The sequence below is a fragment of the Lysinibacillus sphaericus genome, from assembly GCF_002982115.1.
Classification (GTDB): Bacteria; Bacillota; Bacilli; order Bacillales_A; family Planococcaceae; genus Lysinibacillus; species Lysinibacillus sphaericus.
Genome location: NZ_CP019980.1, coordinates 233251 through 257705, shown reverse-complemented (window position 1 = coordinate 257705; position 24455 = coordinate 233251). Strand labels below are relative to the sequence as shown.

Annotated in this window: 36 protein-coding genes and 1 pseudogene; all 37 read right to left on the bottom strand. The window is 39.8% G+C overall.

Going from position 1 to position 24455, the window contains the following annotated elements; all coding sequences use genetic code 11:
• Positions 1-258: 258 nt before the first annotated feature.
• Positions 259-639 carry a 50S ribosomal protein L17 gene (rplQ, locus tag LS41612_RS01275; RefSeq protein WP_010860588.1) on the bottom strand — a complete coding sequence of 127 codons (381 nt, stop codon included), beginning with the start codon at positions 637-639 and terminating at the stop codon, positions 259-261.
• 56 nt (positions 640-695) lie between these two features.
• Positions 696-1640: a DNA-directed RNA polymerase subunit alpha gene (locus LS41612_RS01270; protein ID WP_004233733.1), complete on the bottom strand. Its 945-nt coding sequence runs from the start codon at positions 1638-1640 to the stop codon at positions 696-698.
• Between the two features lie 139 nt (positions 1641-1779).
• The gene (gene rpsK, locus LS41612_RS01265; protein WP_004233731.1) at positions 1780-2169 is read right to left on the bottom strand and encodes a 30S ribosomal protein S11; all 390 of its coding nucleotides are present in this window, start codon (positions 2167-2169) and stop codon (positions 1780-1782) included.
• Positions 2170-2194: 25 nt separating this feature from the next.
• Complete coding sequence (gene rpsM, locus LS41612_RS01260; protein ID WP_024364357.1) at positions 2195-2560, bottom strand: 30S ribosomal protein S13; 366 nt, start codon at positions 2558-2560, stop codon at positions 2195-2197.
• Positions 2561-2584: 24 nt separating this feature from the next.
• Complete coding sequence (gene rpmJ, locus LS41612_RS01255; protein ID WP_000868344.1) at positions 2585-2698, bottom strand: 50S ribosomal protein L36; 114 nt, start codon at positions 2696-2698, stop codon at positions 2585-2587.
• Between the two features lie 37 nt (positions 2699-2735).
• Positions 2736-2954, bottom strand: a complete 219-nt coding sequence (gene infA, locus LS41612_RS01250; RefSeq protein ID WP_004233690.1) for a translation initiation factor IF-1 — start codon at positions 2952-2954, stop codon at positions 2736-2738.
• Positions 2955-3042: 88 nt separating this feature from the next.
• Positions 3043-3120: pseudogene (locus LS41612_RS01245) on the bottom strand (type I methionyl aminopeptidase); the annotation flags it as partial.
• 250 nt (positions 3121-3370) lie between these two features.
• Positions 3371-4024: an adenylate kinase gene (locus LS41612_RS01240; RefSeq protein WP_024364358.1), complete on the bottom strand. Its 654-nt coding sequence runs from the start codon at positions 4022-4024 to the stop codon at positions 3371-3373.
• Positions 4025-4092: 68 nt separating this feature from the next.
• Complete coding sequence (secY, locus tag LS41612_RS01235) at positions 4093-5388, bottom strand: preprotein translocase subunit SecY (RefSeq protein WP_024364359.1); 1296 nt, start codon at positions 5386-5388, stop codon at positions 4093-4095.
• Positions 5388-5828 (bottom strand): 50S ribosomal protein L15, encoded by a 441-nt coding sequence (gene rplO / locus LS41612_RS01230; RefSeq protein ID WP_024364360.1) that lies wholly within the window; start codon positions 5826-5828, stop codon positions 5388-5390. Before rplO ends, secY begins: the two co-directional genes overlap by 1 nt.
• A gap of 34 nt (positions 5829-5862) precedes the next feature.
• A complete protein-coding gene (gene rpmD, locus LS41612_RS01225) occupies positions 5863-6045 on the bottom strand; it encodes a 50S ribosomal protein L30 (protein ID WP_024364361.1) in 183 nt (60 codons plus the stop codon).
• Between the two features lie 13 nt (positions 6046-6058).
• Entirely contained in the window at positions 6059-6562 is a 504-nt protein-coding gene (gene rpsE, locus LS41612_RS01220; protein WP_024364362.1) for a 30S ribosomal protein S5, read from the bottom strand.
• A 21-nt stretch (positions 6563-6583) separates the two neighbouring features.
• Positions 6584-6943 carry a 50S ribosomal protein L18 gene (gene rplR / locus LS41612_RS01215; protein ID WP_024364363.1) on the bottom strand — a complete coding sequence of 120 codons (360 nt, stop codon included), beginning with the start codon at positions 6941-6943 and terminating at the stop codon, positions 6584-6586.
• A 32-nt stretch (positions 6944-6975) separates the two neighbouring features.
• Positions 6976-7515 carry a 50S ribosomal protein L6 gene (gene rplF, locus LS41612_RS01210; RefSeq protein WP_024364364.1) on the bottom strand — a complete coding sequence of 180 codons (540 nt, stop codon included), beginning with the start codon at positions 7513-7515 and terminating at the stop codon, positions 6976-6978.
• 30 nt (positions 7516-7545) lie between these two features.
• Positions 7546-7944: a 30S ribosomal protein S8 gene (gene rpsH / locus LS41612_RS01205; RefSeq protein ID WP_008181717.1), complete on the bottom strand. Its 399-nt coding sequence runs from the start codon at positions 7942-7944 to the stop codon at positions 7546-7548.
• A gap of 29 nt (positions 7945-7973) precedes the next feature.
• Complete coding sequence (locus tag LS41612_RS01200) at positions 7974-8159, bottom strand: type Z 30S ribosomal protein S14 (protein ID WP_004233656.1); 186 nt, start codon at positions 8157-8159, stop codon at positions 7974-7976.
• A gap of 21 nt (positions 8160-8180) precedes the next feature.
• Complete coding sequence (gene rplE / locus LS41612_RS01195) at positions 8181-8720, bottom strand: 50S ribosomal protein L5 (protein ID WP_024364365.1); 540 nt, start codon at positions 8718-8720, stop codon at positions 8181-8183.
• A gap of 29 nt (positions 8721-8749) precedes the next feature.
• Positions 8750-9058 carry a 50S ribosomal protein L24 gene (gene rplX, locus LS41612_RS01190; protein ID WP_004233652.1) on the bottom strand — a complete coding sequence of 103 codons (309 nt, stop codon included), beginning with the start codon at positions 9056-9058 and terminating at the stop codon, positions 8750-8752.
• 35 nt (positions 9059-9093) lie between these two features.
• Positions 9094-9462 (bottom strand): 50S ribosomal protein L14, encoded by a 369-nt coding sequence (gene rplN, locus LS41612_RS01185; protein ID WP_004233650.1) that lies wholly within the window; start codon positions 9460-9462, stop codon positions 9094-9096.
• Positions 9463-9505: 43 nt separating this feature from the next.
• Positions 9506-9769, bottom strand: coding sequence for a 30S ribosomal protein S17 (gene rpsQ / locus LS41612_RS01180; RefSeq protein WP_024364366.1), 264 nt, complete (start codon positions 9767-9769; stop codon positions 9506-9508).
• 18 nt (positions 9770-9787) lie between these two features.
• Positions 9788-9988, bottom strand: a complete 201-nt coding sequence (gene rpmC, locus LS41612_RS01175) for a 50S ribosomal protein L29 (protein WP_004233646.1) — start codon at positions 9986-9988, stop codon at positions 9788-9790.
• Positions 9978-10412 carry a 50S ribosomal protein L16 gene (gene rplP / locus LS41612_RS01170; protein ID WP_010860599.1) on the bottom strand — a complete coding sequence of 145 codons (435 nt, stop codon included), beginning with the start codon at positions 10410-10412 and terminating at the stop codon, positions 9978-9980. The genes rpmC and rplP overlap by 11 nt, the downstream gene beginning before the upstream one ends.
• A 1-nt stretch (position 10413) precedes the next feature.
• Positions 10414-11067, bottom strand: a complete 654-nt coding sequence (gene rpsC, locus LS41612_RS01165) for a 30S ribosomal protein S3 (protein WP_024364367.1) — start codon at positions 11065-11067, stop codon at positions 10414-10416.
• 3 nt (positions 11068-11070) lie between these two features.
• A complete protein-coding gene (rplV, locus tag LS41612_RS01160; protein ID WP_004233639.1) occupies positions 11071-11415 on the bottom strand; it encodes a 50S ribosomal protein L22 in 345 nt (114 codons plus the stop codon).
• Positions 11416-11437: 22 nt separating this feature from the next.
• Complete coding sequence (rpsS, locus tag LS41612_RS01155) at positions 11438-11716, bottom strand: 30S ribosomal protein S19 (protein WP_004233637.1); 279 nt, start codon at positions 11714-11716, stop codon at positions 11438-11440.
• A 60-nt stretch (positions 11717-11776) separates the two neighbouring features.
• Entirely contained in the window at positions 11777-12607 is an 831-nt protein-coding gene (gene rplB / locus LS41612_RS01150) for a 50S ribosomal protein L2 (protein ID WP_024364368.1), read from the bottom strand.
• Between the two features lie 47 nt (positions 12608-12654).
• Positions 12655-12939 (bottom strand): 50S ribosomal protein L23, encoded by a 285-nt coding sequence (gene rplW, locus LS41612_RS01145; protein ID WP_036205532.1) that lies wholly within the window; start codon positions 12937-12939, stop codon positions 12655-12657.
• Positions 12939-13562, bottom strand: coding sequence for a 50S ribosomal protein L4 (gene rplD, locus LS41612_RS01140; RefSeq protein WP_010860604.1), 624 nt, complete (start codon positions 13560-13562; stop codon positions 12939-12941). The genes rplW and rplD overlap by 1 nt, the downstream gene beginning before the upstream one ends.
• Positions 13563-13588: 26 nt before the next feature.
• Positions 13589-14218, bottom strand: coding sequence for a 50S ribosomal protein L3 (gene rplC / locus LS41612_RS01135; RefSeq protein WP_024364370.1), 630 nt, complete (start codon positions 14216-14218; stop codon positions 13589-13591).
• Between the two features lie 49 nt (positions 14219-14267).
• A complete protein-coding gene (rpsJ, locus tag LS41612_RS01130) occupies positions 14268-14576 on the bottom strand; it encodes a 30S ribosomal protein S10 (RefSeq protein WP_004233624.1) in 309 nt (102 codons plus the stop codon).
• Between the two features lie 350 nt (positions 14577-14926).
• Positions 14927-16243, bottom strand: coding sequence for a Na+/H+ antiporter family protein (locus tag LS41612_RS01125; RefSeq protein ID WP_024364371.1), 1317 nt, complete (start codon positions 16241-16243; stop codon positions 14927-14929).
• Positions 16244-16409: 166 nt separating this feature from the next.
• Positions 16410-18389: an FtsX-like permease family protein gene (locus LS41612_RS01120; RefSeq protein ID WP_024364372.1), complete on the bottom strand. Its 1980-nt coding sequence runs from the start codon at positions 18387-18389 to the stop codon at positions 16410-16412.
• Positions 18379-19140, bottom strand: a complete 762-nt coding sequence (locus LS41612_RS01115) for an ABC transporter ATP-binding protein (protein WP_024364373.1) — start codon at positions 19138-19140, stop codon at positions 18379-18381. Before LS41612_RS01115 ends, LS41612_RS01120 begins: the two co-directional genes overlap by 11 nt.
• 96 nt (positions 19141-19236) lie before the next feature.
• Positions 19237-20253 carry a sensor histidine kinase gene (locus LS41612_RS01110; RefSeq protein WP_024364374.1) on the bottom strand — a complete coding sequence of 339 codons (1017 nt, stop codon included), beginning with the start codon at positions 20251-20253 and terminating at the stop codon, positions 19237-19239.
• Positions 20254-20259: 6 nt separating this feature from the next.
• Positions 20260-20943: a response regulator transcription factor gene (locus LS41612_RS01105; RefSeq protein WP_024364375.1), complete on the bottom strand. Its 684-nt coding sequence runs from the start codon at positions 20941-20943 to the stop codon at positions 20260-20262.
• A 100-nt stretch (positions 20944-21043) separates the two neighbouring features.
• Positions 21044-22231 carry an elongation factor Tu gene (gene tuf, locus LS41612_RS01100; RefSeq protein ID WP_024364376.1) on the bottom strand — a complete coding sequence of 396 codons (1188 nt, stop codon included), beginning with the start codon at positions 22229-22231 and terminating at the stop codon, positions 21044-21046.
• A gap of 135 nt (positions 22232-22366) precedes the next feature.
• The gene (fusA, locus tag LS41612_RS01095) at positions 22367-24445 is read right to left on the bottom strand and encodes an elongation factor G (RefSeq protein WP_024364377.1); all 2079 of its coding nucleotides are present in this window, start codon (positions 24443-24445) and stop codon (positions 22367-22369) included.
• Between the last annotated feature and the right edge of the window lie 10 nt (positions 24446-24455).

Sequence of the window (24455 nt, the reverse complement as noted above, 5' to 3'; positions counted from 1 at the left end):
TGGCGCTGTTTCGTTGTTCATTAAAATAATAAAAAAGCGCGCACCTCATTCGATAGAAATGCGCTAGTCGTTACATTTACAAGAAACACGGGTGCTCAAGCCCTTGCCTCTTTTGAATGAGGTGCGGAGAGCTAAACGAGACGCCACACAACAGTGTCCGCTCATCATAACGCTCAGCTTAATTATTTGTCGTATAAATCGTTTATAAAGAAAGAGGGTGGTGGTTCCACCCTCTTCACCACTTGTTTTCTCTTATGATTAAACTAATTCAATCACAACAACAGGTGCACCGTCACCACGACGAGGACCTACTTTAAGAATACGAGTGTAACCACCTTGACGTTCTGCGTAACGTGGTGCAACATCATCAAATAGCTTTTGTAGCGCAAATGAAGTTGTTTCGTTACCTTCTTCGTCAGTAGTTGTTACTAGTTCACGACGGATGAATGCAGCAGCTTGACGGCGTGCGTGTAAATCTCCGCGTTTACCTAAAGTAATCATTTTTTCAACAGCTTTACGTACTTCTTTAGCGCGAGCCTCAGTAGTTTCGATACGCTCGTTGATGATTAAATCAGTAGCTAAGTCACGTAACATCGCTTTACGTTGAGAACTTGTACGACCAAGTTTTCTGTAACCCATGGATGTTTCCCTCCTTTATAAAAAATATCTGATCTTATAAGTTTTGTTTAAATCGCTTAGTCTTCTTTGCGTAACCCTAAACCAAGCTCTTCTAACTTCGCTTTTACCTCTTCTAATGACTTACGTCCAAGGTTACGAACTTTCATCATATCGTCTTCTGACTTATTCGCAAGTTCTAGTACTGTATTAATACCAGCGCGTTTTAAGCAGTTGTAAGAACGAACAGAAAGATCAAGTTCTTCGATAGTCATCTCTAAAACTTTTTCTTTTTGATCTTCTTCTTTTTCGACCATGATTTCAGCAGTTTGAGCCTCATCTGTCATGCCAACGAAGATGTTTAGATGCTCGGTTAAAATTTTTGCTCCGAGCGAAATCGCCTCTTTCGGACCGATGCTACCATCTGTCCACACATCAAGAGAAAGTTTGTCGTAGTCAGAAGACTGACCTACACGAGTATTTTCCACTTGGAAATTGACGCGTGATACTGGAGTGTAAATAGAGTCGATCGGGATCACGCCGATAGGAAGATCCTCACGTTTGTTTTGATCAGCAGGAGTGTAACCACGGCCGCGTTGAGCGTACATACGCATACGTAAATGACCGTTTTTAGCGATTGTTGCAATATATAGATCTGGGTTTAAAATTTCTACGTCACTGTCATGTGTAATGTCAGCAGCCGTAACTGTTCCATCGCCCTTTACATCAATCTCAATAACTTTTTCTTCGTCAGAGTAGATTTTAAGAGCAAGCTTTTTCACGTTCAAAATAATTGAAGCTACATCTTCCACAACGCCTTCTACAGTTGAGAATTCGTGAAGAACGCCATCAATTTGGATTGAAGTGACAGCAGCTCCTGGTAATGAAGACAGAAGGATACGACGTAAAGAATTACCCAAAGTGTTTCCATATCCGCGTTCAAGCGGTTCTACAACAAACTTTCCATATTTGGAATCTTCGCTGATCTCCACCGTTTCAATCTTTGGTTTTTCAATTTCGATCATTTCATTTACCCTCCTTCAAAACATCGAATGTATAGGTTCTTTCCATCATAGATTCGATCGTCATTGACGTATCGTTTATTATCTGCACAAGACAGTCTGTACAAAAAATGATGTTCTCATACACTATGAGAAGCACCCATTACACGCGACGACGTTTTGGCGGACGGCAACCATTGTGAGGAACTGGAGTAACGTCTTTAATAGCAGTTACTTCTAAACCAGCAGCTTGAAGTGCACGAATTGCAGCTTCACGACCAGCACCAGGACCTTTAACAGTTACTTCCAACGTTTTCAGACCATGTTCAAGGGATGTTTTAGCAGCAGTTTCTGCAGCCATTTGAGCAGCGAATGGTGTAGATTTACGTGAACCACGGAAACCAAGAGCACCAGCACTTGACCAAGATACAGCGTTACCTTGCATATCTGTAATCGTTACAATTGTATTGTTAAATGTAGAACGAATGTGTGCAATACCAGATTCGATATTCTTTTTCACACGACGTTTACGAGTTTGTTGTTTACGAGCCATGTTAAGAAGGAACCTCCTTTACGTATTATTTTTTCTTGTTCGCAACTGTTTTACGAGGACCTTTACGCGTACGCGCATTGTTCTTCGTATTTTGACCACGAACAGGTAAACCACGACGGTGACGGATACCACGGAATGAACCGATTTCCATCAGACGTTTAATGTTTAATGAAGTTTCGCGACGTAAGTCACCTTCAAGTTTGTAAGAATCTAATTGTTCACGGATTAGGTTTAACTGATCTTCAGTTAAGTCGCGTACGCGTGTATCTTCTGAAATACCTGCGCCAGCTAATACTTTCTGAGCTGTAGTTTTACCAATACCGTAAATGTAAGTTAATGAAATTACCACGCGTTTGTCGCGAGGAATGTCAACACCAGCAATACGTGCCATGTACGTTGTGCACCTCCTTTAGAATCAACCTTGTTTTTGTTTGTGTTTAGGATTTTCACAGATTACCATTACTTTACCGCGTCGGCGAATTACTTTACATTTTTCGCAGATCGGTTTCACAGATGGTCTCACTTTCATCTAACCTAACCTCCTTAATAGTCCGGAGCGCAAAAGATTATTTAAAACGGTATGTGATACGACCGCGAGTTAAATCATAAGGAGATAACTCGATAGTAACCTTATCTCCAGGTAGAATACGGATAAAGTGCATACGAATCTTACCAGAAACGTGTGCTAAAATCACATGTCCATTTTCTAATTCTACCTTAAACATCGCGTTTGGCAAAGTCTCAACAACTGTCCCTTCGACTTCAATTACATCATCTTTCGCCATCTACTCTGTCTCTCCTCTCTATATGCAAATTAAAGTTCTCATCGTTACATCAAACGGATATCTGCTGCAACTATAGAAGCAACCTCGTTTCAACATATGTTTGGATTGTATGAGAGATGTTTGAAAGACGCTCGTCTGGTTTCGCTTCACACAATCCACGGAATATACAGGACCAGTATGGGCACTGAATCTCCCATGTTTACACGAATACCGGAAATGTCTTTGATGAGATATTCATACCCGTTACACAGATGCTTCCACGAAACCCATTATACTCTCTCAAAAGTCATGTTGCACTTTTTAAAAGAAATATATACCGGGCACAATATGCTTTTGCAACTCTCAAAAAAATTATGTTTCGGTGTTGCTCCCGCATGCCTCCCGCGGAAGCAGTATTCTGCGCCCGGAGCCGGGTATCAGCTGCGGCTGCCCTGTAAAAGAGCATCAAGATCAGCAAACACTTTATTAATATCTTGCTGTCCATCAATATTTGTTAACACACCTTTTGCTTCATAGAAGTCCAATAAAGGTTGTGCTTGATTCATATTTACTTCAAGACGGTTTGCAACCGTTTCAGGATTATCATCCGCACGTGTGTATAATTCGCCGCCATCTTTATCACATTTACCTTCCACAGCTGGTGGATTGAAAATTAAATGATATGATGTACCGCAAGTTTTACAAATACGACGACCTGATAAACGAGCAATTAGCTCATTTTTTTCAACTTGAATGTTTAACGTATGTTCAATAGCTTTACCAAGATCAGCTAAAATGCTGTCTAACGCTTCCGCTTGAGGAACTGTACGTGGGAATCCGTCTAATAGGAAACCCTTATCACAATCAGCTTTAGCAAGTCGCTCACGAACAATACCAATCGTTACTTCATCAGGTACTAGAGCACCTTGATCCATAAACGATTTAGCCTGTAAGCCTAGCTCTGTACCGTCTTTAATAGCGGCACGGAACATATCTCCTGTAGAAATATGAGGAATTGCGTACTTCTCTACAATTTTATCTGCCTGTGTACCTTTACCAGCACCTGGCAGACCCATTAAAACGATATTCATCGGAAATAGTCCTCCCACAAAAGGTTTGCTGATTTCAGGAAACGAAGAACGTTCCCTAAAAATCAACATTATTTCATAAAGCCTTTGTAGTGACGTTTAACAAGTTGTGATTCTAGCTGTTTCATCGTTTCTAGCGCTACGCCGACTACGATAATAATACTAGTACCACCGATTTGCACTGAGGCAGGTAGATTCATAAGGTTGATGAATATAATCGGCATTACAGCAATTACAGTTAAGAATATCGCACCAACAAATGTTAGTCGATATAACACGCTTGTTAAATACGTTTGAGTGTTTTCACCCGGGCGAATACCTGGAATGTAAGCACCTTGTTTTTTCAAGTTGTCTGCCACATTTTCTGGATTCACTTGTACGAATGCATAGAAATATGTGAATGCGACGATCAATGCAACATAAATCAACATTCCAACAGGTTTCTGATAATCGAACGTGTTTTCAATGAATGCTGTGATATCGTTTTGACCAAAGAACGCTGCTAACGTACGAGGTGTGACAAGGAACGCTACTGAGAAGATTACCGGAATAACCCCTGCAGCATTTACTTTTAACGGTAAGTGCGTTTGTTGACCACCTGTTTGTTGGTTGCGTCCAGTAACTCGTTTTGCATATTGAATTGGAATTTTACGAAGTGCTTGTTGCACGTAAATAACCCCAACGACAATTGCAAGTAAAATCAAAGCAAGTAATGCAAGGATGATAATGTTGATAAACAGTTTATCACCTGCACCCTCAATTTGTTGTGCATAGATTTGGTTTATTCCTGTAGGTAATGCTGCCACGATACCAGCAAAGATTACAACAGAAATACCATTACCAACACCATGTGAGGTAATTTGTTCAGCAAGCCATACAAGGAATGCTGTACCTGCTGTCAATACAATTGAAATTGTAATATAAGTTAGAATTCCCTCTTCTTTAATCAAAGATCCACCGTACATTTTGTTGAAGCCAAATGACATGGCGAATGATTGGATAAAAGCAAGAATAATTGTAAAGTAGCGAGTAAATTGTGCAAGTTTACGTCTTCCGACTTCACCTTGCTTTGCCCATTCAGCAAACTTCGGTACTACGTCCATTTGCAATAACTGAACAATGATTGAGGCTGTGATGTATGGCATAATTCCCATCGCGAAGATAGAGAAGTTTTGCAACGCACCACCGCCAAAAGTATTGAGGAAACCAACGAGGTTAAACTCATCAGTTGCCTTTAATACAGTTGCGTCAACATTCGGTACTGGTATGAATGTACCAATACGGAAAATAATTAACATTAAAAGAGTGAAGATGATTTTATTTCTTATATCTCGAACACGCATAAAGTTAGAGATTGTCTGAAACATTAAATCACCTCAGTAGTTCCGCCGGCATTCTCGATTGCTTCTTTTGCTGAAGCTGAGAATTTATGAGCTTTTACTGTAAGCTTTTTGTTAAGTGTTCCATTGCCTAGAACTTTAATTCCAGCTTTTTCATTGCTCACAAGACCAGTTTCAAGTAATAATGCAGTTGTTACTTCTGCACCGTCTTCGAAACGGTTTAATGTGTCAAGGTTAACGATAGCGTATTCTTTACGGTTAATGTTCGTAAATCCACGTTTAGGTAAACGACGGAATAACGGGTTTTGACCGCCCTCAAAGCCTGGGCGTACACCGCCACCAGAACGAGCGTTTTGACCTTTATGACCTTTACCTGATGTTTTACCGTTACCAGAACCGATACCACGACCAACGCGATTGCGTTGCTTACGAGATCCTTCTGCTGGTTTTAACTCATGCAGTTTCATAGTGGGTGGCACCTCCTTGTTCATTAATTAAAAATTAATTTTCTTTTACAGTAACTAAGTGAGCTACTTTATCAAGCATACCGCGAGTAGCAGCGTTATCAGCTTTCTCAACAGTTTGATTTAATTTACGTAATCCTAGAGCTTCAATAGTTTTACGTTGTGCCGGTTTAGAACCGATCACAGATTTTGTAAGGGTGATTTCTAATTTGTTAGCCATTATTATTCCCCCCTTATCCTAATATTTCTTCCACTGATTTGCCACGTAATTTTGCAACGTCCTCTACGCGTTTTAATTCAGTTAAACCTTGAACAGTAGCACGCACCATATTGATTGGTGTGTTAGATCCAAGTGATTTTGAAAGAATATCAGTAATACCAGCAAGTTCTAGTACGGCACGTACTGGACCACCAGCGATAACCCCTGTACCAGGAGCAGCAGGTTTGATTAGGATTTCTCCTGCACCGAAGCGACCAAGCACTAAGTGTGGAGTTGTTCCACCTACACGTGGCACTTCGATTAAGTTTTTCTTCGCATCTTCAACAGCTTTACGGATAGCATCTGGCACCTCTTGAGCTTTACCAGTACCGAAACCAACATGTCCGTTTCTATCGCCAACAACAACTAATGCTGTGAAGCGGAAGCGACGTCCACCTTTAACAACTTTAGCAACACGGTTAATAGTAACTACGCGTTCTTCAAGTTCTCCAAGTTTGTTTGCGTCAATTCGACTCATGAAATGTGTCCCTCCTTCTTATTAAAATTCTAAACCGTTCTCACGTGCAGCTTCAGCTAAAGCTTTTACACGTCCATGATATAAGTAACCACCACGGTCAAATACAATTGCAGTAATGTTTTTTTCCGCAGCGCGTTTCGCGATTGTTTCACCGATTTTTGATGCAGCTTCTACGTTGTTACCAGCACCTTCAAAACCATTTTCTTGAGAAGATGCGCTAACAAGTGTTACGCCTGCTACGTCATCGATAAGTTGAGCGTAGATGTTCTTGTTAGAACGGAATACGTTTAAGCGTGGACGCTCAGCAGTACCCGAAATTTTAGAACGAACTCGCGCATGACGTTTTTTACGAACTTGATTTTTATCCTGTTTCGTAATCACAAGGGTCACTCCTTTCTAATGCTTAAGCAGCATTATTTACCTGTTTTACCTTCTTTACGACGAACGTATTCGCCTTCGTAACGGATACCTTTACCTTTATAAGGCTCTGGTGGACGAACGTCACGGATATTAGATGCAAGAGCGCCAACGCGTTCTTTGCTGATACCTTTAACGATGATTTTTGTATTAGTCGGAACTTCTACTTCAAGACCATCTTCTGGTGTGAACTCAACTGGGTGAGAGTAACCTACGTTAAGTACAAGCTTTTTACCTTGTAATTGCGCACGGTAACCGACACCGATAAGTTCTAATGATTTTTCGAAACCTGCAGAAACACCAGTAACCATGTTCGCTAAAAGCGCACGAGTAGTACCGTGGTTTGTGCGGTGTTCTTTTGAATCAGAAGGACGAGATACAGAGATCACATTTCCTTCTTGCTCAATTTTCATATCTTGGTGGAAAGAACGAACAAGTTCGCCTTTAGGACCTTTAACAGTAACAGTGTTGTCAGCTGCGACAGTAACAGTTACGTTAGCTGGTACCTCGATAATTTTTTTACCTACACGAGACATTTAGTTGCACCTCCATTCATTTATTGCTAATTACCAAACGTATGCTAGAACTTCGCCGCCAACTTGTTTAGCGCGAGCTTCTTTATCTGTTAATAAACCTTGTGAAGTTGACACTAAAGCGATACCAAGACCGTTCAGTACTTTAGGAACTTCATTTGTTTTAGCATATACACGTAGACCAGGTTTAGAAATACGTTTTAGGCCAGTGATAACGCGCTCGTTATCTTTACCGTATTTTAAGAAGATACGGATGATACCTTGTTTGTTGTCTTCCACGTATTCTACGTCACGTACGAAACCTTCACGCTTTAAAATTTCAGCGATTTCTTTTTTCACGTTGGAAGCTGGTACTTCTAACTTCTCGTGACGAACCATGTTCGCATTACGAATGCGAGTAAGCATATCTGCAATCGGATCAGTCATTGTCATTACATTTACCTCCTTCCCAAATTAGGGGATTACCAGCTGGCTTTTTTAACGCCAGGAATTTGTCCCTTATATGCAAGTTCTCGGAAACAAATACGGCAAAGTTTGAATTTGCGATATACTGAGTGTGGACGACCACAGCGTTCACAACGTGTATACTCTTGCACTTTAAACTTTTGCTTACGTTGTTGTTTAACGATCATAGATTTTTTAGCCACGTTTTCGCCCTCCTTGTTTAATTACTTTTGGAACGGCATACCGAATTGTGTCAATAACTCGCGAGCTTCTTCGTCAGAGTTCGCTGTCGTTACGATCACGATGTCCATACCGCGTACTTTTGAAACTTTATCGTAATCGATTTCTGGGAAAATTAATTGCTCTTTAACACCAAGAGTGTAGTTACCGCGACCATCGAATGCTTTTTTAGAAACACCACGGAAGTCACGTACACGAGGTAATGCGATTGCGATTAATTTATCCAAGAATTCATACATACGCTCACCGCGTAATGTAACTTTAGCACCGATAGGCATACCTTCACGTAGACGGAAACCTGCGATCGATTTTTTCGCTTTAGTTACTACTGGTTTTTGACCAGTGATAATTGTCAATTCTTCTACAGCTGCATCAAGCGCTTTAGAGTTTTGAACTGCATCGCCAACACCCATGTTGATAACGATTTTATCAACTTTTGGAAGTTGCATAACTGATTTATATCCAAATTTGCTCATTAGAGCAGGAGAAACTTCATTTAAATATTTTTCTTTTAGGCGGCTCATGTGTGTACCTCCCTTCTTTTATTTACTAATTAGTCGATTACTGCACCTGATTTTTTTGCAACACGAACTTTTTTACCGTTTTCGATTTTATAACCTACACGAGTCGGCTCGCCAGATTTAGGATCGATTAGCATTACGTTCGAAACGTGAATTGCAGCCTCTTGGCTTACAATCCCACCTTGTGGATTCAATTGGTTAGGTTTAACGTGTTTTTTCACGATGTTTACACCTTCAACAAGAACGCGGTCTTGTTTAGGGAAAGCAGCTAGGATTACTCCTTCTTTGCCTTTGTCCTTACCAGTGATAACCTTAACCTTGTCACCTTTTTTTACATGCATGCTGTCGCACCTCCTTGATTGGCACTGTCATGAAATTAAAGAACTTCTGGAGCTAGAGAAACGATTTTCATGAAGTTGCTGTCACGTAATTCACGTGCAACAGGTCCGAAAATACGAGTTCCGCGTGGTGATTTATCATCACGAATAATTACACAAGCATTTTCATCAAATTTGATGTAAGTACCGTCTTTACGACGTACGCCTGATTTAGTACGAACGATAACAGCTTTAACAACGTCACCCTTCTTGACAACGCCACCTGGTGTTGCTTTCTTAACTGTACAAACAACGATATCACCGATGTTAGCAGTTTTACGGCCAGAGCCACCAAGCACTTTAATTGTAAGAACTTCACGTGCACCTGAGTTGTCAGCAACTTTCATACGACTTTCTTGTTGGATCACTTAGGTTACCTCCCTTCGGAAATTGGTTGTTCCGAAATAGTTATTAAATAATAACCGCTTTTTCTACAACTTCAACTAGACGGAAACGTTTAGTAGCTGATAGCGGGCGAGTCTCCATGATACGTACGATATCACCGATTTTCGCTTGGTTTTGCTCATCATGAGCTTTAAACTTTTTAGAGTACTTTACACGTTTACCATAAAGCTTGTGCTTTTTGTGAGTTTCAACTAAAACAGAAATTGTTTTGTCCATTTTATCTGAAACAACGCGGCCCGTGTAAACTTTGCGTTGATTACGCTCAGTCATACTTGAAAACCTCCTTTATCAGTTATTTGCACTGATTTCTCTTTCACGAATAACAGTTTTCATACGCGCGATTGCTTTACGCACTTCACGAATACGAGCTGTGTTTTCTAATTGACCAGTCGCCAATTGGAAGCGAAGGTTGAAAAGCTCTTCTTTCAGTGATTTCACTTTTAATTCAATTTCAGAAGTGGCAAGGTCACGGATTTCATTAGCTTTCATTAGATTCACCACCAGTTTCTTGACGTTTTACGATCTTACATTTAACAGGAAGCTTATGTGATGCTAAACGAAGTGCTTCACGTGCGATCTCTTCAGATACACCAGCAATTTCGAACATTACTTTTCCTGGTTTAACAACTGCTACCCAACCTTCAGGAGAACCTTTACCAGAACCCATGCGGACTTCTAGAGGTTTTTTCGTGTAAGGTTTGTGCGGGAAGATTTTAATCCAAACTTTACCGCCACGTTTCATGTAACGAGTCATCGCGATACGTGCAGATTCGATTTGACGGTTAGTAATCCAGCTAGCAGTTTGAGCTTGTAAGCCCCATTCGCCGAAAGATACTTCTTTACCGCCTTTCGCTTCGCCACGCATGTTTCCGCGGTGTTCACGACGGTATTTTACGCGTTTAGGCAATAACATATTATTTGCCTCCTTCCACAGATTTCTTCGTAGGAAGAACTTCACCACGGTAGATCCATACTTTAACGCCTAATTTACCGTAAGTAGTGTCAGCTTCTGCGTGTGCATAGTCGATGTCAGCACGTAGAGTATGAAGTGGAACAGTTCCTTCACTATAGTGTTCAGCACGCGCGATATCAGCGCCACCTAAACGACCAGATACTTGTGTTTTAATTCCTTTTGCACCAGCACGCATTGTGCGTTGGATTGATTGCTTTTGTGCACGACGGAATGAAACACGGTTTTCTAATTGACGAGCGATGTTTTCAGCTACTAGACGAGCGTCAAGATCAGCACGTTTAATTTCGATGATGTTGATGTGTACACGTTTACCAGTTAATTCGCCAAGGTATTTACGAAGATTTTCAACTTCAGTACCACCTTTACCGATTACCATCCCTGGTTTAGCAGTGTGAATTGTAATGTTTACACGGTTTGCAGCACGTTCGATTTCAACTTTAGAAACAGAAGCGTCTTTAAGAGCCGTTTCAATATATTTACGCACTTTGATGTCTTCGTGAAGTAGAGTTGCATAGTCTTTTTCAGCGTACCATTTTGACTCCCAGTCACGAATAATACCAACGCGCAGTCCTATTGGATGTACTTTTTGACCCACGGATTAACCCTCCTTCTTCTCAGATACCACTAAAGTGATGTGGCTTGTGCGTTTGTTAATTGCGCTTGCACGTCCTTGTGCACGTGGACGGAAACGTTTTAATGTTGGACCTTCATCAACGAATACTTCAGAAACTACTAAAGAGTTGATATCTAGATCGTAGTTGTGCTCAGCATTAGCAACTGCAGATTTTAATACTTTCTCAACGACTGGAGACGCCGCTTTTGGAGTATGACGTAAAATTGCAACTGCCTCACCTACTTGCTTACCTCGGATTAAGTCTACAACTAGACGAACTTTACGAGGAGCGATACGTACTGTGCGAGCGATAGCTTTAGCTTGTGTCATTAGGATTTACCTCCTCTCAAAATTAGCGTCTTGTTTTCTTGTCGTCTGCACCGTGACCTTTGTAAGTACGTGTCGGTGCGAATTCACCAAGTTTGTGGCCTACCATATCTTCTGTTACGTATACAGGAACATGTTTACGTCCATCATATACAGCAATTGTTAGTCCGATGAAGTTCGGGAAGATTGTAGAACGGCGAGACCAAGTTTTAATAACTTGTTTCTTCTCAGAAGCCTCTTGTGCTTCCACTTTTTTCATTAAGTGGTCGTCAACAAAAGGTCCTTTTTTCAAACTGCGACCCATGTAGGAACCTCCCTCTGTGATTCCACCACGGCTCTCACATAGAACCGTAGTTTAACCACTTTATTTTTTACGACTACGGATGATGAATTTATCCGATTTGTTTTTCTTATTACGAGTTTTGTAACCAAGTGCTGGTTTACCCCAAGGTGTCATCGGTGATTTACGTCCGATTGGAGAACGTCCTTCACCACCACCGTGTGGGTGATCGTTAGGGTTCATTACAGAACCACGAACAGTTGGGCGTTTACCTAACCAACGGCTACGACCTGCTTTACCGATGTGTACAAGTTCATGTTGTTCGTTACCAACTTGACCGATTGTAGCGCGGCAAGTAGCAAGAACTAAACGTACTTCACCAGATTGTAGACGAACGATTACGTATTTGTCTTCACGACCAAGTACTTGCGCAGAAGTACCAGCAGAACGTACTAATTGTCCACCTTTACCAGGTTTTAACTCGATGTTATGGATTGTTGTACCCATTGGAATGTTTGCTAATGGTAATGTGTTACCTACTTTAATATCAGCATCTGGACCAGATACGATTGTTTGACCAACCTCTAGACCTTTTGGTGCTAAGATGTAAGCTTTTGCTCCATCAGCGTAGTTGATTAATGCGATATTCGCAGAACGGTTTGGATCATATTCGATAGTAGCAACTTTCGCTGGAATGCCATCTTTAACACGTTTGAAATCGATAACACGATATTGCTTCTTATGACCACCACCATGATGACGAACAGTGATTTTACCTTGGTTGTTACGACCAGCTTTGCGTTTAGTTGGTTCAAGCAATGATTTCTCAGGCTTGTTAGTTGTAATTTCCGCAAAGTCTAAAGACGTCATATTACGACGACCATTAGAGGTAGGTTTATACTTTTTAATCGCCATTGTGTTTCCCTCCTTCTTGATTGTTCAAATCATAAATCCTTAAAGGATTACATTTCGAATAATTCGATGTCTTTGCTGTCCGCAGTTAGTTTAACAATCGCTTTACGACGTTTGTTTGTGTAACCACCGTAACGGCCAACGCGTTTGAATTTACCTTTGTAGTTAAGAACGTTTACTTTCTCAACGTTTACGCCAAAGATTTCTTCTACAGCGTCTTTTACTTGAGTTTTGTTAGCGCGAGTGTCTACTTCGAAAGTATACTTTTTCTCTGCCATAAGTTCTGAAGAACGCTCAGTAATGACCGGACGTTTTAAAATATCACGTGCTTCCATTATCCAAGCACCTCCTCAACTTTTTCTACTGCAGCTTTAGTGAATACAACTTTTTCGTGACCTAAAAGATCAAGAACGTTGATTCCGTTTGCAGTTAACACTGTTACACCAGGGATGTTACGAGCAGATAATGCTACGTTTTCATCTAGGTCAGCAGTTACGAATAAAGATTTTTTCTCTAAAGAAAGATCTTTAAGAATTTTAGTGAATTCTTTTGTTTTTGGTGCTGCTAGTGTAAGAGCATCAAGAACTAAGAAGTTTTGTTCTACTACTTTAGCTGATAAAGCAGATTTAAGAGCTAAACGACGAACTTTTTTAGGTAATTTATAAGAATAGCTACGTGGAGTTGGACCGAATACGATACCACCGCCGCGCCATTGTGGAGAACGGATAGAACCTTGACGAGCACGACCAGTTCCTTTTTGGCGCCATGGTTTACGACCACCACCAGCAACTTCAGAACGGTTTTTCACCTTATGATTACCTTGACGAAGAGAAGCGCGTTGTGCAACTACTGCGTCGAATAATACTGCTTCATTTGGCTCGATTCCGAAGATCGCTTCGTTTAACTCGATTTCACCAACTGAAGCACCTGTTTGACTAAGTACAGATACTTTTGTCATTCCTGTTTCCTCCTTTCTTGAAGTGATTAGTTAGCTTTAATTGCAGTTTTAACTGTAACTAGAGCTTTTTTAGAACCAGGAACATTACCTTTAACAAGTAGTAAGTTACGTTCCGCATCAACTTTTACGATTTCTAAGTTTTGGATTGTAACTACTGTGCCACCCATTTGACCAGGTAATTTCTTTTGTTTAAATACGCGGTTCGGAGCAACTGGACCCATTGAACCAGGACGACGGTGGTAACGAGAACCGTGGGCCATAGGACCACGAGATTGTCCGTGGCGTTTGATAACACCTTGGAAACCTTTACCTTTAGTAACACCTGTTACATCAATTACATCGCCTTCTGCGAAAATTTCTACTTTGACTTCTTGACCAACTTCGTATTCTTCAACGTTCACGTTGCGGAATTCACGAATGAAGCGCTTAGGAGCAGTATTCGCTTTTGCTACGTGACCTTGCGCTGGTTTGTTAGAAAGCTTAACGCGCTTATCTTCGAAACCAACTTGAATTGCTTCGTAGCCGTCTGTTTCAACAGTTTTCTTTTGAAGAACTACGTTTGGAGTAGCTTCGATAACTGTTACCGGGATTAAATCGCCGTTTTCAGCGAAAACTTGTGTCATACCAATTTTTCTACCTAAGATTCCTTTAGCCATTTGTCACACCTCCTGTAAGTTTTAAAAAGTTGTTATATTGTTTTTACCATTAAAGTTTGATTTCGATATCAACGCCAGATGGTAAATCAAGTTTCATTAACGCATCAACAGTTTGTGGTGTTGGGTTAACGATATCGATCAGACGTTTATGCGTACGCATCTCGAATTGTTCACGAGAATCTTTGTACTTGTGAACAGCACGTAGAATTGTGTACACAGACTTCTCAGTTGGAAGTGGAATCGGACCTGATACACTTGCACCTGAACGTTTTGCAGTCTCCACAATTTTCTCAGCAGACTGATCTAAAATACGGTGATCATACGCTTTTAAACGAATACGAATCTTTTGTTTTGCCATTATTTTCCCTCCTTCTCGCCTATTTTCTAGACATTCTCCACGAAAATTCTCCAACGCACCGCCATGGCAAAGCGGCCGGGTGTGTCGGCAACCTCTCGTTTCATCGCAGTCAAAGACCAACATTCAACATTATATACAATAAAAAAAGAATAAGCAAGTCTTTTCGCTAAATTCTTTTAAATGTTGTAGATATTCTTTACTACTAATATTTCTCGCTTATTTAAGCCGTTTACTAGTATATATAATTTTCGTGTATTTTGCAACACATAACCTGTGCTATCTACGTTTTCGAACATTTCGAACAATTAATAAAAAAAGCAGTCTCTAAAATTAGAAACTGCTTCTCAATATTATAGAAAGAATACACAGGCAATCCAACCAAATAGGACGAGTGGAATATTAATAAAGATAAACGTTGGTACACATGTATCCCAAATATGATTATGTTGTCCATCAACATTCAAGCCAGCAGTTGGTCCTAATGTTGAATCTGATGCTGGTGAACCTGCGTCACCTAATGCGCCCGCAGTTCCGATTAAGCACAATATCGCTAAAGGGCTCATTCCTAATCCTTGTGCTAACGGAACAAATAAAGTCGCAATAATCGGTACTGTCGCAAAAGAAGAACCAATGCCCATTGTTACAACTAATCCAATCACCAGCATTATAAATACCGCCAAACTTCTATTGCCTTCAAGGTATGTCAGAGAGCTTGTAATTAAGCTATCTACATCACCCGTAGCATTGATTACTGAGGCGAATCCATTGGCAGCAATCATGACGAAGCCAATGAACGCCATCATTTTCATACCTTCTGATAGAATTTCATCGGCCTCTCTCCATTTAAGAGCACCCGTAAAATACATAATCATGATCCCTGCAAAGGCTCCGACAATCATGGAATCTGTTGCGATTTGCGCGATAAGGGAAACAATTAATGCTAGTGCCGTAGAAATAATAACTGATTTACTGACATTCACATTTAAAGTCGCTGTTTCTACATCTGTATTTTTGTATATACGTGGTTTGCGATATACATAGAAGGCAATCCCTAGTCCTACTAACATACCTAGGATAGGAATAGCCATTGCTACAGGCACATCACTTGCTTGTGCAACCATTCCGGCATTTGTAACTTGCGTTGACACAATTTCTTGGAAGATGGCCCCGAAGCCTGCTGGTACAAAACTATAGGTGCCAATTAAGCCAACCGCAATCAATGTTGCTATTATTCTACGATCCACTTCAAGCATATTTAAAACCTTTAAAATCGGTGGTATTAGTAAAGGGATAAAAGCAATATGAATTGGAATTAAATTTTGAGAAAAAATGGCCATGATAAAAATAAGAAGAAAAATTAATACTTTTACTAAGCCCTTCCTATTACTTGAACCATTTTTATTTAACACGTTTAACATACCTGCAATGAATAAGTCAGGTATACCTGTCTTCGAGATAGCTATAGCAAATCCACCAAGTAAACCATAACTAAGTGCAATAGTAGCACCTGCCCCTAACCCCTCTGTAAACGACTCGACAGTTGCTTGAATACCCATACCACTTGTTAAGCCCCCTGCAAAGGCTCCTAAAACAAGTGAAAGGACAACATTGATTCGAAGCAAACTTAATATTAACATGACAGCTACTGCCACAATTACCGCATTCATAAAGACACTTCACTTTCGTACACTAGATTATTAATATGTTAAACTTTAATATTCTGACAAACGAAAGTCAAGCTGTTATGAAATATTTCATTAAATATAAAATTCAAAAAACAGTATGACCTGTATTAGATCATACTGTTTTTCGGAGTTTCTTCCTATTTAATAGTTATAATGATTCTCTTATTACTTTTTTATAATAACCAACCGAAAGGACTGCAAAAATTGCATATAAAGCGACGTAACAGCTCATAGCAATCCATAACGGTGTTGTTAATTCTGAACCAAATAAAAACCATCCTGATTTCACTGCAAAATAACTATGAAGTAGACCAATAAGTAAAGGAACACCAAAATTGAACGCCTGTTTCATAAAGATTCCCTTCATGATATCTCGTTCTGAGAAGCCAATCTTTCTTAAAATTGTATATGCTCCTCGTTCTTCTTCTGCTTCAGACATTTGTTTAAAGTACAGAATGCTACCAGTCGTCATTAAAAATGCTAAGCCTAAAAATGCTGTCGTAAAAATTATTAACCCAAGTGATTCAATATTTCCTTTACGTTCAGCTTCAAATGACTTGATTTTAAAGTTTTGCGTATTGCCATCATTATCAAAAATAGTAATGGCATCTGCGCCTGATTCTTCATACAATTTTTCAGCTAGTGCAAGGTCTTTCTTTGACTGTAATGTAATCGAAGTTTGTTTATGCCAAGGGAATAGTTTTGCTTGCGTTGACAATTTTTCAAACAATGCATCAGACACTACAAAAATTGGACCTCCGCCACCAGACGTTACTGTTCCACCAATAATACTTTCATCATGAATAGCTTTGACATGCAGTGTTTCTTTAAGTTTACCTGCTGATACGACTAGATTACGATCCTTTTCTAATGGGAACATCTCCGCCATATAGCCACCATAGTTCGTTAAAATAACATCATTACCCGCAATTGTTGTATTTGGGTTTCTACGTTGATAATCAGAAAGTGGAATGGTATAAATCGTGCCTTCCATGTTATAAAATGGACTATCTTTTTGTTCTTTAGCCATTAACTGAGCGATGGTAGCTGTAACCCCTTGTAAACGATATTCAACCTTATCATAAGCGATATTATTTTCCTCTAGTTTCTTTAAAAAATCCTGTCCTTGATCTTCATGCAAAATGTAATCGCCAGGGATTTGACTATAGGCATCAGCTTCTGAAGAATAATACGAAATATATGATAAAGTGGTAATTCCAAGTGATACACCCGTTAAAACTGTAATCAGTGTCAATGATTTAGCATTACTTTTCATGCGATGCATAATTGGTGTTAACGCTAATACATCATGGACAGTCAAATGTCCATTTTTCTTTAAACGAACAGTATTCATTATAAATGCTACAGAGAAACGGAAAACTAGGAATGTTCCCCCAATTGTTGTAGCCAAAATAATAATCATATTATTAAATAGATTGCCTGCATTATTAATATCAAATAATTTCGTTGATGCATAGTAGCCATATGCAATGAGTACAAGCCCTAAAAAGCCAATAACCATTTGTAATGGGCTGAATCGTTTTACACGCTCATCTGCTTGTTTAGCCGCGCTAAATAAGGATAATAGTGATACACGGTGAATCATCCACGTCATTTGGAACAAGACGATCACTAATAAGATAGCGAAAACAACAATAGACTGCTGCAATGCTTGAGTACTAAAGGTCATTTTCACAAGCGTCTCTTTTTCAATGATACGCAATAAAATCATGGCGATTAGGCGAGAGCTAAAGAAACCAACAATTATCCCTACAGCGACAGCTCCTACAAATAATAGAATGCTTTCTAAAGCCAATAAGCGTACAATTAATCCCTTTGTCATTCCTATTAGCTGATACAAGCCAATTTCCTTGCTACGACGCTTCATAAATAAGTGGTTTGCATATAACACGAAAAATAAAATAATAAAGTACAAAATATAAGTTGCAGCCTTAAATCCTGCTGATGCTGTGCCACTCTTTTGAACGGAATCAAAAACTTCACCATTATGCTGTAATGTCACAAAAGAAAAATAGAGTGTCACACTAAAAATAAGTGCAAAGAAGTATAAATAATAATGTTTCATATTTTTCTTCATACTTCGGAATACAAGCTTACTAAGACTCATAACCGTCACCGCCTAGCACACTTTGCGTATGCATGATTTCTTGGAAAAATGCCTGTCTTGTTTTATCACCTTTGTATAGTTCACTGTAAATCAGCCCATCTTTTAAAAACAAAACACGTGTACAGAAACTCGCTGCCACTGCATCATGCGTTACCATCATAATTGTCGCTTTCTTGGTTTCATTAATACTTTGCAAATTCTTCAACAGAGCTGTTGCTGATTTCGAATCCAGTGCACCTGTAGGTTCATCCGCAAAGACCATTGATGGATTTGTAATTAATGCACGCGCAGCCGATGTACGTTGCTTTTGACCGCCAGAAATTTCATTTGGGTATTTATTTAATATATCTCCAATACCAAGTAAATAAGTAAGCTCTTTGACACGACTTTCTGCTACAGCTTTCGGTAACTTGCTAATCGCTAATGGCAGCAAGATGTTTTCCTTCACTGTCAAAGTGTCCAATAAATTATAATCTTGGAATATGAACCCAAGCTGTTCGCGACGGAAATTAGCTAAAGCTTTTTCTTTCATCCCTCGTAAGCTTTGTCCATTTATTTCAATGACACCTTCCGTTGCAAAATCAATCGAACACAACACATTTAATAATGTCGTCTTCCCTGAGCCTGACGGACCCATAATGCCAACAAACTCTCCTTCATTCACTTCTAAATCTATACCTTTCAACACCTCTTGTGCCGTCGATTTTTTACCATATACTTTTTTTACTTTACGTCCAATTAAAACTGCCACAGGTTAACGCCCCTTTCTATACTACAAGTGTACCCTGTCTACACGTTCAATTCGTGCGTTTTACATGACAATATAAAAAGGTAGGTGACAATTTCGTCATCTACCTGTTAGTTTGGCATATTCATTTTGTAATGGGAATCGTAGTGTAAAGACTGACCCTTCCCCTACTACTGATTGTACACTAATACGAACGCCAATTTTTTGAGCAATGTTATGTGCTAAATACAAGCCCATCCCCGTTGACTGTGCAGATTCTCTGCCTGCCGTTCCTGTATACGATTTCTGGAAAATCCGTGGCATATCATCTGTTCTTATTCCAATGCCATTATCCTTAATATGTAACAACGTTGCACCAGATGAATCAACCTCTGTAAAAATAAAGATTTCTGTATTAATAGGGCTATATTTAATAGCATTTGATAGAATTTGCCTTACAATGAACGCTATCCATTTACTATCAGTTAAAACCACTTCTGTTAATTCACCAACATCAAAGCCGATATCCTTTTCTAAGCACCATGCTTGCATCGCACGTATTTCTTTGTAAACAACATCGCGCAGTTCTATTTCACTTAAAAAATTATCCTTTTCAATCGTTGCAAGACGTGTTTGGTGTAATTGCTGATCGACAAGCAGATGCAACCTTAACCATTCGGTCTCTAACTTCCTACGCAAAGTTGAGTCTTCGATACGATCTAACATTAAATTTATAGTTGTTAAAGGGGCCTTCACTTCATGTACCCATGCTAACAGCTCATCTGAATACTCCTGTAGCTGCACCTTCGCATGATTCAGCTCTGCGTCCTTATCATAGAAGACGTCTTCAATTTTTAGGTAGTATGCCTCCTGAAAAGGTGATAGAGCTAAACTTCTAGCATGAGCATCATCCAGCCTGCTATCTACATTTCCCAGGAAATCTTTCAGTTGACCAATTTCCTTTGTATACCGCCATAATAAAAAAATGAAAAACGCCACAATCATAATCATATTGACATACCAAATAGAGATGCCAACTAAACCAATGTCTAAAGAAAATAATATGTTAAGCACGACAAGAAGAAAAACAAAAAAGCCAATCCACGCTAGCCGTTCTCTTATAAATAAAAATAGCATTTTCACTCACGTCACCTGCGTCACTGCTATATAGCCGAGCCCCTTTTTTGTCACAATAACTTCCTGTAAGCCGATATCCTCTAGCTTAGCACGTAATCGATTAACATTGACTGATAATGTATTATCATTCACAAAGCGCTCATCGTCCCATAGTTTTCTCATTAAGTCCTCTCTAGAAACGATATGATTAGCCTTTTCCAATAAAACTCGTAAAATAAACAGTTCATTTTTAGTTAACGAAACAAGCTGCCCATTATACATAATCTCACTACGCGCATAATCCAAAACGGCACCATTGAAACGCGTGACATCCATTGTTTCTTCAACATAGTCATAAGTACGGCGTAAAATAGCTTGAACTTTTGCAAGTAACACCTCCATATGGAAGGGTTTTTGTATAAAATCATCGGCACCCATCTGCATCGCCATTACCATATCCATTGGATGATCTCGTGAAGATAGAAAGAGGATCGGCACCTTTGAAATATGTCGTATTTCACGGCACCAATGAAAGCCATCATATGCCGGTAGTTGAATATCTATTAAAACTAGCTGTGGCTTCTCTTCGATAAAATCATCCATCACCTTTTGAAAATCAGTTGGACCTACAACACGTAATGACCATTGCAAAAAGCGTTCTTCGATCATTGCAAAAATTGATGAATCATCTTCTATCAATAAAACCTTCATTTCCATACGCTGACGCTCCTTTCACTTATATATTTTAACATAAAAAACCAATCTGTAAGCGTCCCTACAGATTGGTTTTAAAATTAGCCTAAGCTAAATATTATTTTTGGATAGAAGCAACTACGCCAGCGCCTACAGTACGGCCACCCTCACGGATAGAGAATTTAGTACCTTCTTCAAGAGCGATTGGAGCGATAAGTTCTACTGTCATTTCGATGTTATCGCCAGGCATTACCATTTCAACGCCTTCTGGTAAGTTACAGATACCTGTTACGTCAGTTGTACGGAAGTAGAACTGAGGACGGTAGTTAGAGAAGAATGGAGTATGACGGCCACCCTCTTCTTTTGATAAAACGTAAACTTCAGCTTTGAAGTTTGTGTGTGGAGTGATTGAGCCTGGTTTAGCTAATACTTGACCACGTTGGATTTCTTCACGAGCTACACCACGAAGTAAAGCACCGATGTTGTCACCAGCTTCAGCGTAGTCTAATAATTTACGGAACATTTCAACGCCAGTTACAGTTGTAGATTTAGCTTCTTCAGCGATACCTACGATTTCAACTACGTCACCAACTTTAACTTGACCACGTTCAACACGGCCAGTTGCAACTGTACCACGACCAGTGATAGAGAATACGTCCTCTACTGGCATCATGAATGGTTTGTCAGTTTGACGTTCTGGAGTTGGGATGTAAGAATCTACAGCGTCCATTAATTCAACGATTTTTTCTTCCCATTCTGGTTCACCTTCAAGAGCTTTAAGAGCAGAACCTTTGATTACTGGGATATCGTCGCCTGGGAAGTCATATTCAGAAAGTAGGTCACGGATTTCCATTTCTACTAATTCTAATAATTCTTCGTCGTCTACCATATCACATTTGTTCATGAATACTACTAAGTATGGAACACCTACTTGACGAGATAAAAGGATGTGTTCACGAGTTTGTGGCATTGGGCCGTCAGCAGCAGATACTACTAAGATACCGCCGTCCATTTGTGCAGCACCAGTGATCATGTTTTTAACATAGTCAGCGTGTCCTGGGCAGTCAACGTGTGCATAGTGACGAGATTCTGTTTCGTATTCTACGTGAGAAGTATTGATTGTGATACCACGTTCTTTTTCTTCTGGTGCGTTATCGATATCAGCGTATGATTTAGCTGTACCACCCATTTTTTTAGAAAGAACTGTAGCGATTGCAGCAGTTAAAGTTGTTTTACCATGGTCAACGTGTCCGATTGTACCAATGTTAGCATGCGTTTTTGAACGGTCAAATTTTTCTTTAGCCATTAGAGATTGCCTCCTCGAAATTGTATGTTTTATTTAAAAATTTATAGAATGAATGCTGATAGAGAACGGGCCCATCCTCTATCCTGCAATCATAGCTTACAAATTAGTTATACTTTATGCAAGATGAAAATTCAATTATTCACCTTTATTTTTTTTGATGATGTCAGCAGCAATTGATTTTGGTACTTCTTCATAATGATCAAATGTCATTGAGAATACACCGCGACCTTGAGTTGCTGAACGAAGAGTTGTTGCGTAACCAAACATTTCCGAAAGTGGAACCATTGCACGAACAACTTGAGAGTTACCGCGAGCATCCATACCCTCAACGCGTCCGCGACGAGAAGTGATGTTACCCATGATATCACCAAGGTACTCTTCTGGAATTACAACTTCTACTTTCATCATTGGTTCTAAAATTACAGCATCACATTGTTTAGCTGCTTCTTTAAGAGCCATAGAAGCTGCGATTTTAAACGCCATCTCATTCGAGTCAACGTCATGGTAAGAACCGAATACTAATTTCGCTTTAATGTCGATTAGTGGGTAACCAGCTACTACACCGCGGTCAAGAGAGTCACGAAGACCTGCTTCAACTGCAGGGATGTATTCACGAGGAACTACACCACCAACGATAGCGTTTTCGAATTCGAAGCCTTTACCTTCTTCATTTGGAGAGAACTCAATCGTTACGTCACCATATTGTCCACGACCACCAGATTGGCGAGTGAATTTACCTTGAACTTTTGCAGAGCTACGGAATGTTTCACGGTAAGATACCATTGGAGCACCTACGTTAGCTTCTACTTTAAATTCACGGCGCATACGGTCAACTAAGATATCAAGGTGAAGCTCACCCATACCTGAGATGATTGTTTGTCCAGTTTCTGTGTCAGTGTGAGCACGGAAAGTTGGATCCTCTTCTTGAAGTTTTTGTAAAGCTTGACCCATTTTGTCTTGGTCAGCTTTTGATTTTGGTTCTACAGAAAGAGAAATTACTGGTTCAGGGAATTCCATTGATTCAAGAATAACTAGGTTTTTCTCGTCACATAGAGTATCACCAGTAGTAGTATCTTTAAGACCTACTGCTGCTGCGATGTCCCCAGCGAACACTTTAGAAATCTCTTCACGAGAGTTAGCGTGCATTTGTAGGATACGACCTACACGTTCACGTTTACCTTTAGAAGAGTTTTGTACGTATGAACCTGCATCTAATGTTCCAGAGTACACACGGAAGAAAGTTAATTTACCTACGAATGGGTCAGTCATAACTTTGAATGCAAGAGCTGAGAATGGCTCGTCATCAGAAGATTTACGTTCTAACTCTTCGTCACCATCAACTGAAGTACCTTTGATTGCTGGTACATCAACTGGAGATGGTAAGTAATCGATAACTGCATTTAACATTGGGCGTACGCCTTTGTGTTTGAATGCTGTACCACAGATTACTGGGTAGAATTCTACTGCGATTGTAGCACGACGGATAGCCGCTTTAAGCTCAGCAACAGTGATTTCTTCGCCTTCTAAATATTTTTCCATGATTTCTTCATCAACACTTGCAACAGCGTCGATTAATTTTTCACGGTATTCTTCAGCGATTTCGCGGTGCTCTTCAGGAATTTCACCTTCAGTTACTGCAGTACCTTTTTCATCGCCGTAGAAAGTTGCTTTCATTTCAACTAAGTCAATGATAGCAGAGAACTGATCTTCAGCTCCGATAGGTAATTGGATTGGGTGAGCGTTTGCTTGTAAACGTTCGTGTAGAGTACCTACTGAATACAAGAAGTCTGCACCTGTTTTATCCATTTTGTTAATGAATACGATACGTGGAACACCGTAAGTTGTAGCTTGACGCCATACAGTTTCTGTTTGAGGCTCAACACCAGATTGAGCGTCTAGTACTGTTACAGCACCATCAAGTACGCGTAAAGAACGTTCTACTTCTACAGTGAAGTCTACGTGTCCAGGAGTATCGATGATGTTTACACGGTGGCCTGCCCATTGAGCTGTTGTTGCAGCAGAAGTGATTGTAATACCACGTTCTTGCTCTTGCTCCATCCAGTCCATTTGAGAAGCGCCTTCATGAGTTTCACCGATTTTGTGAATCTTACCTGTGTAATAAAGGATACGCTCAGTTGTTGTTGTTTTACCAGCATCAATGTGAGCCATGATCCCAATATTACGAGTATTCTCTAGAGAGAATTCGCGTTTCATTAGGTATTTC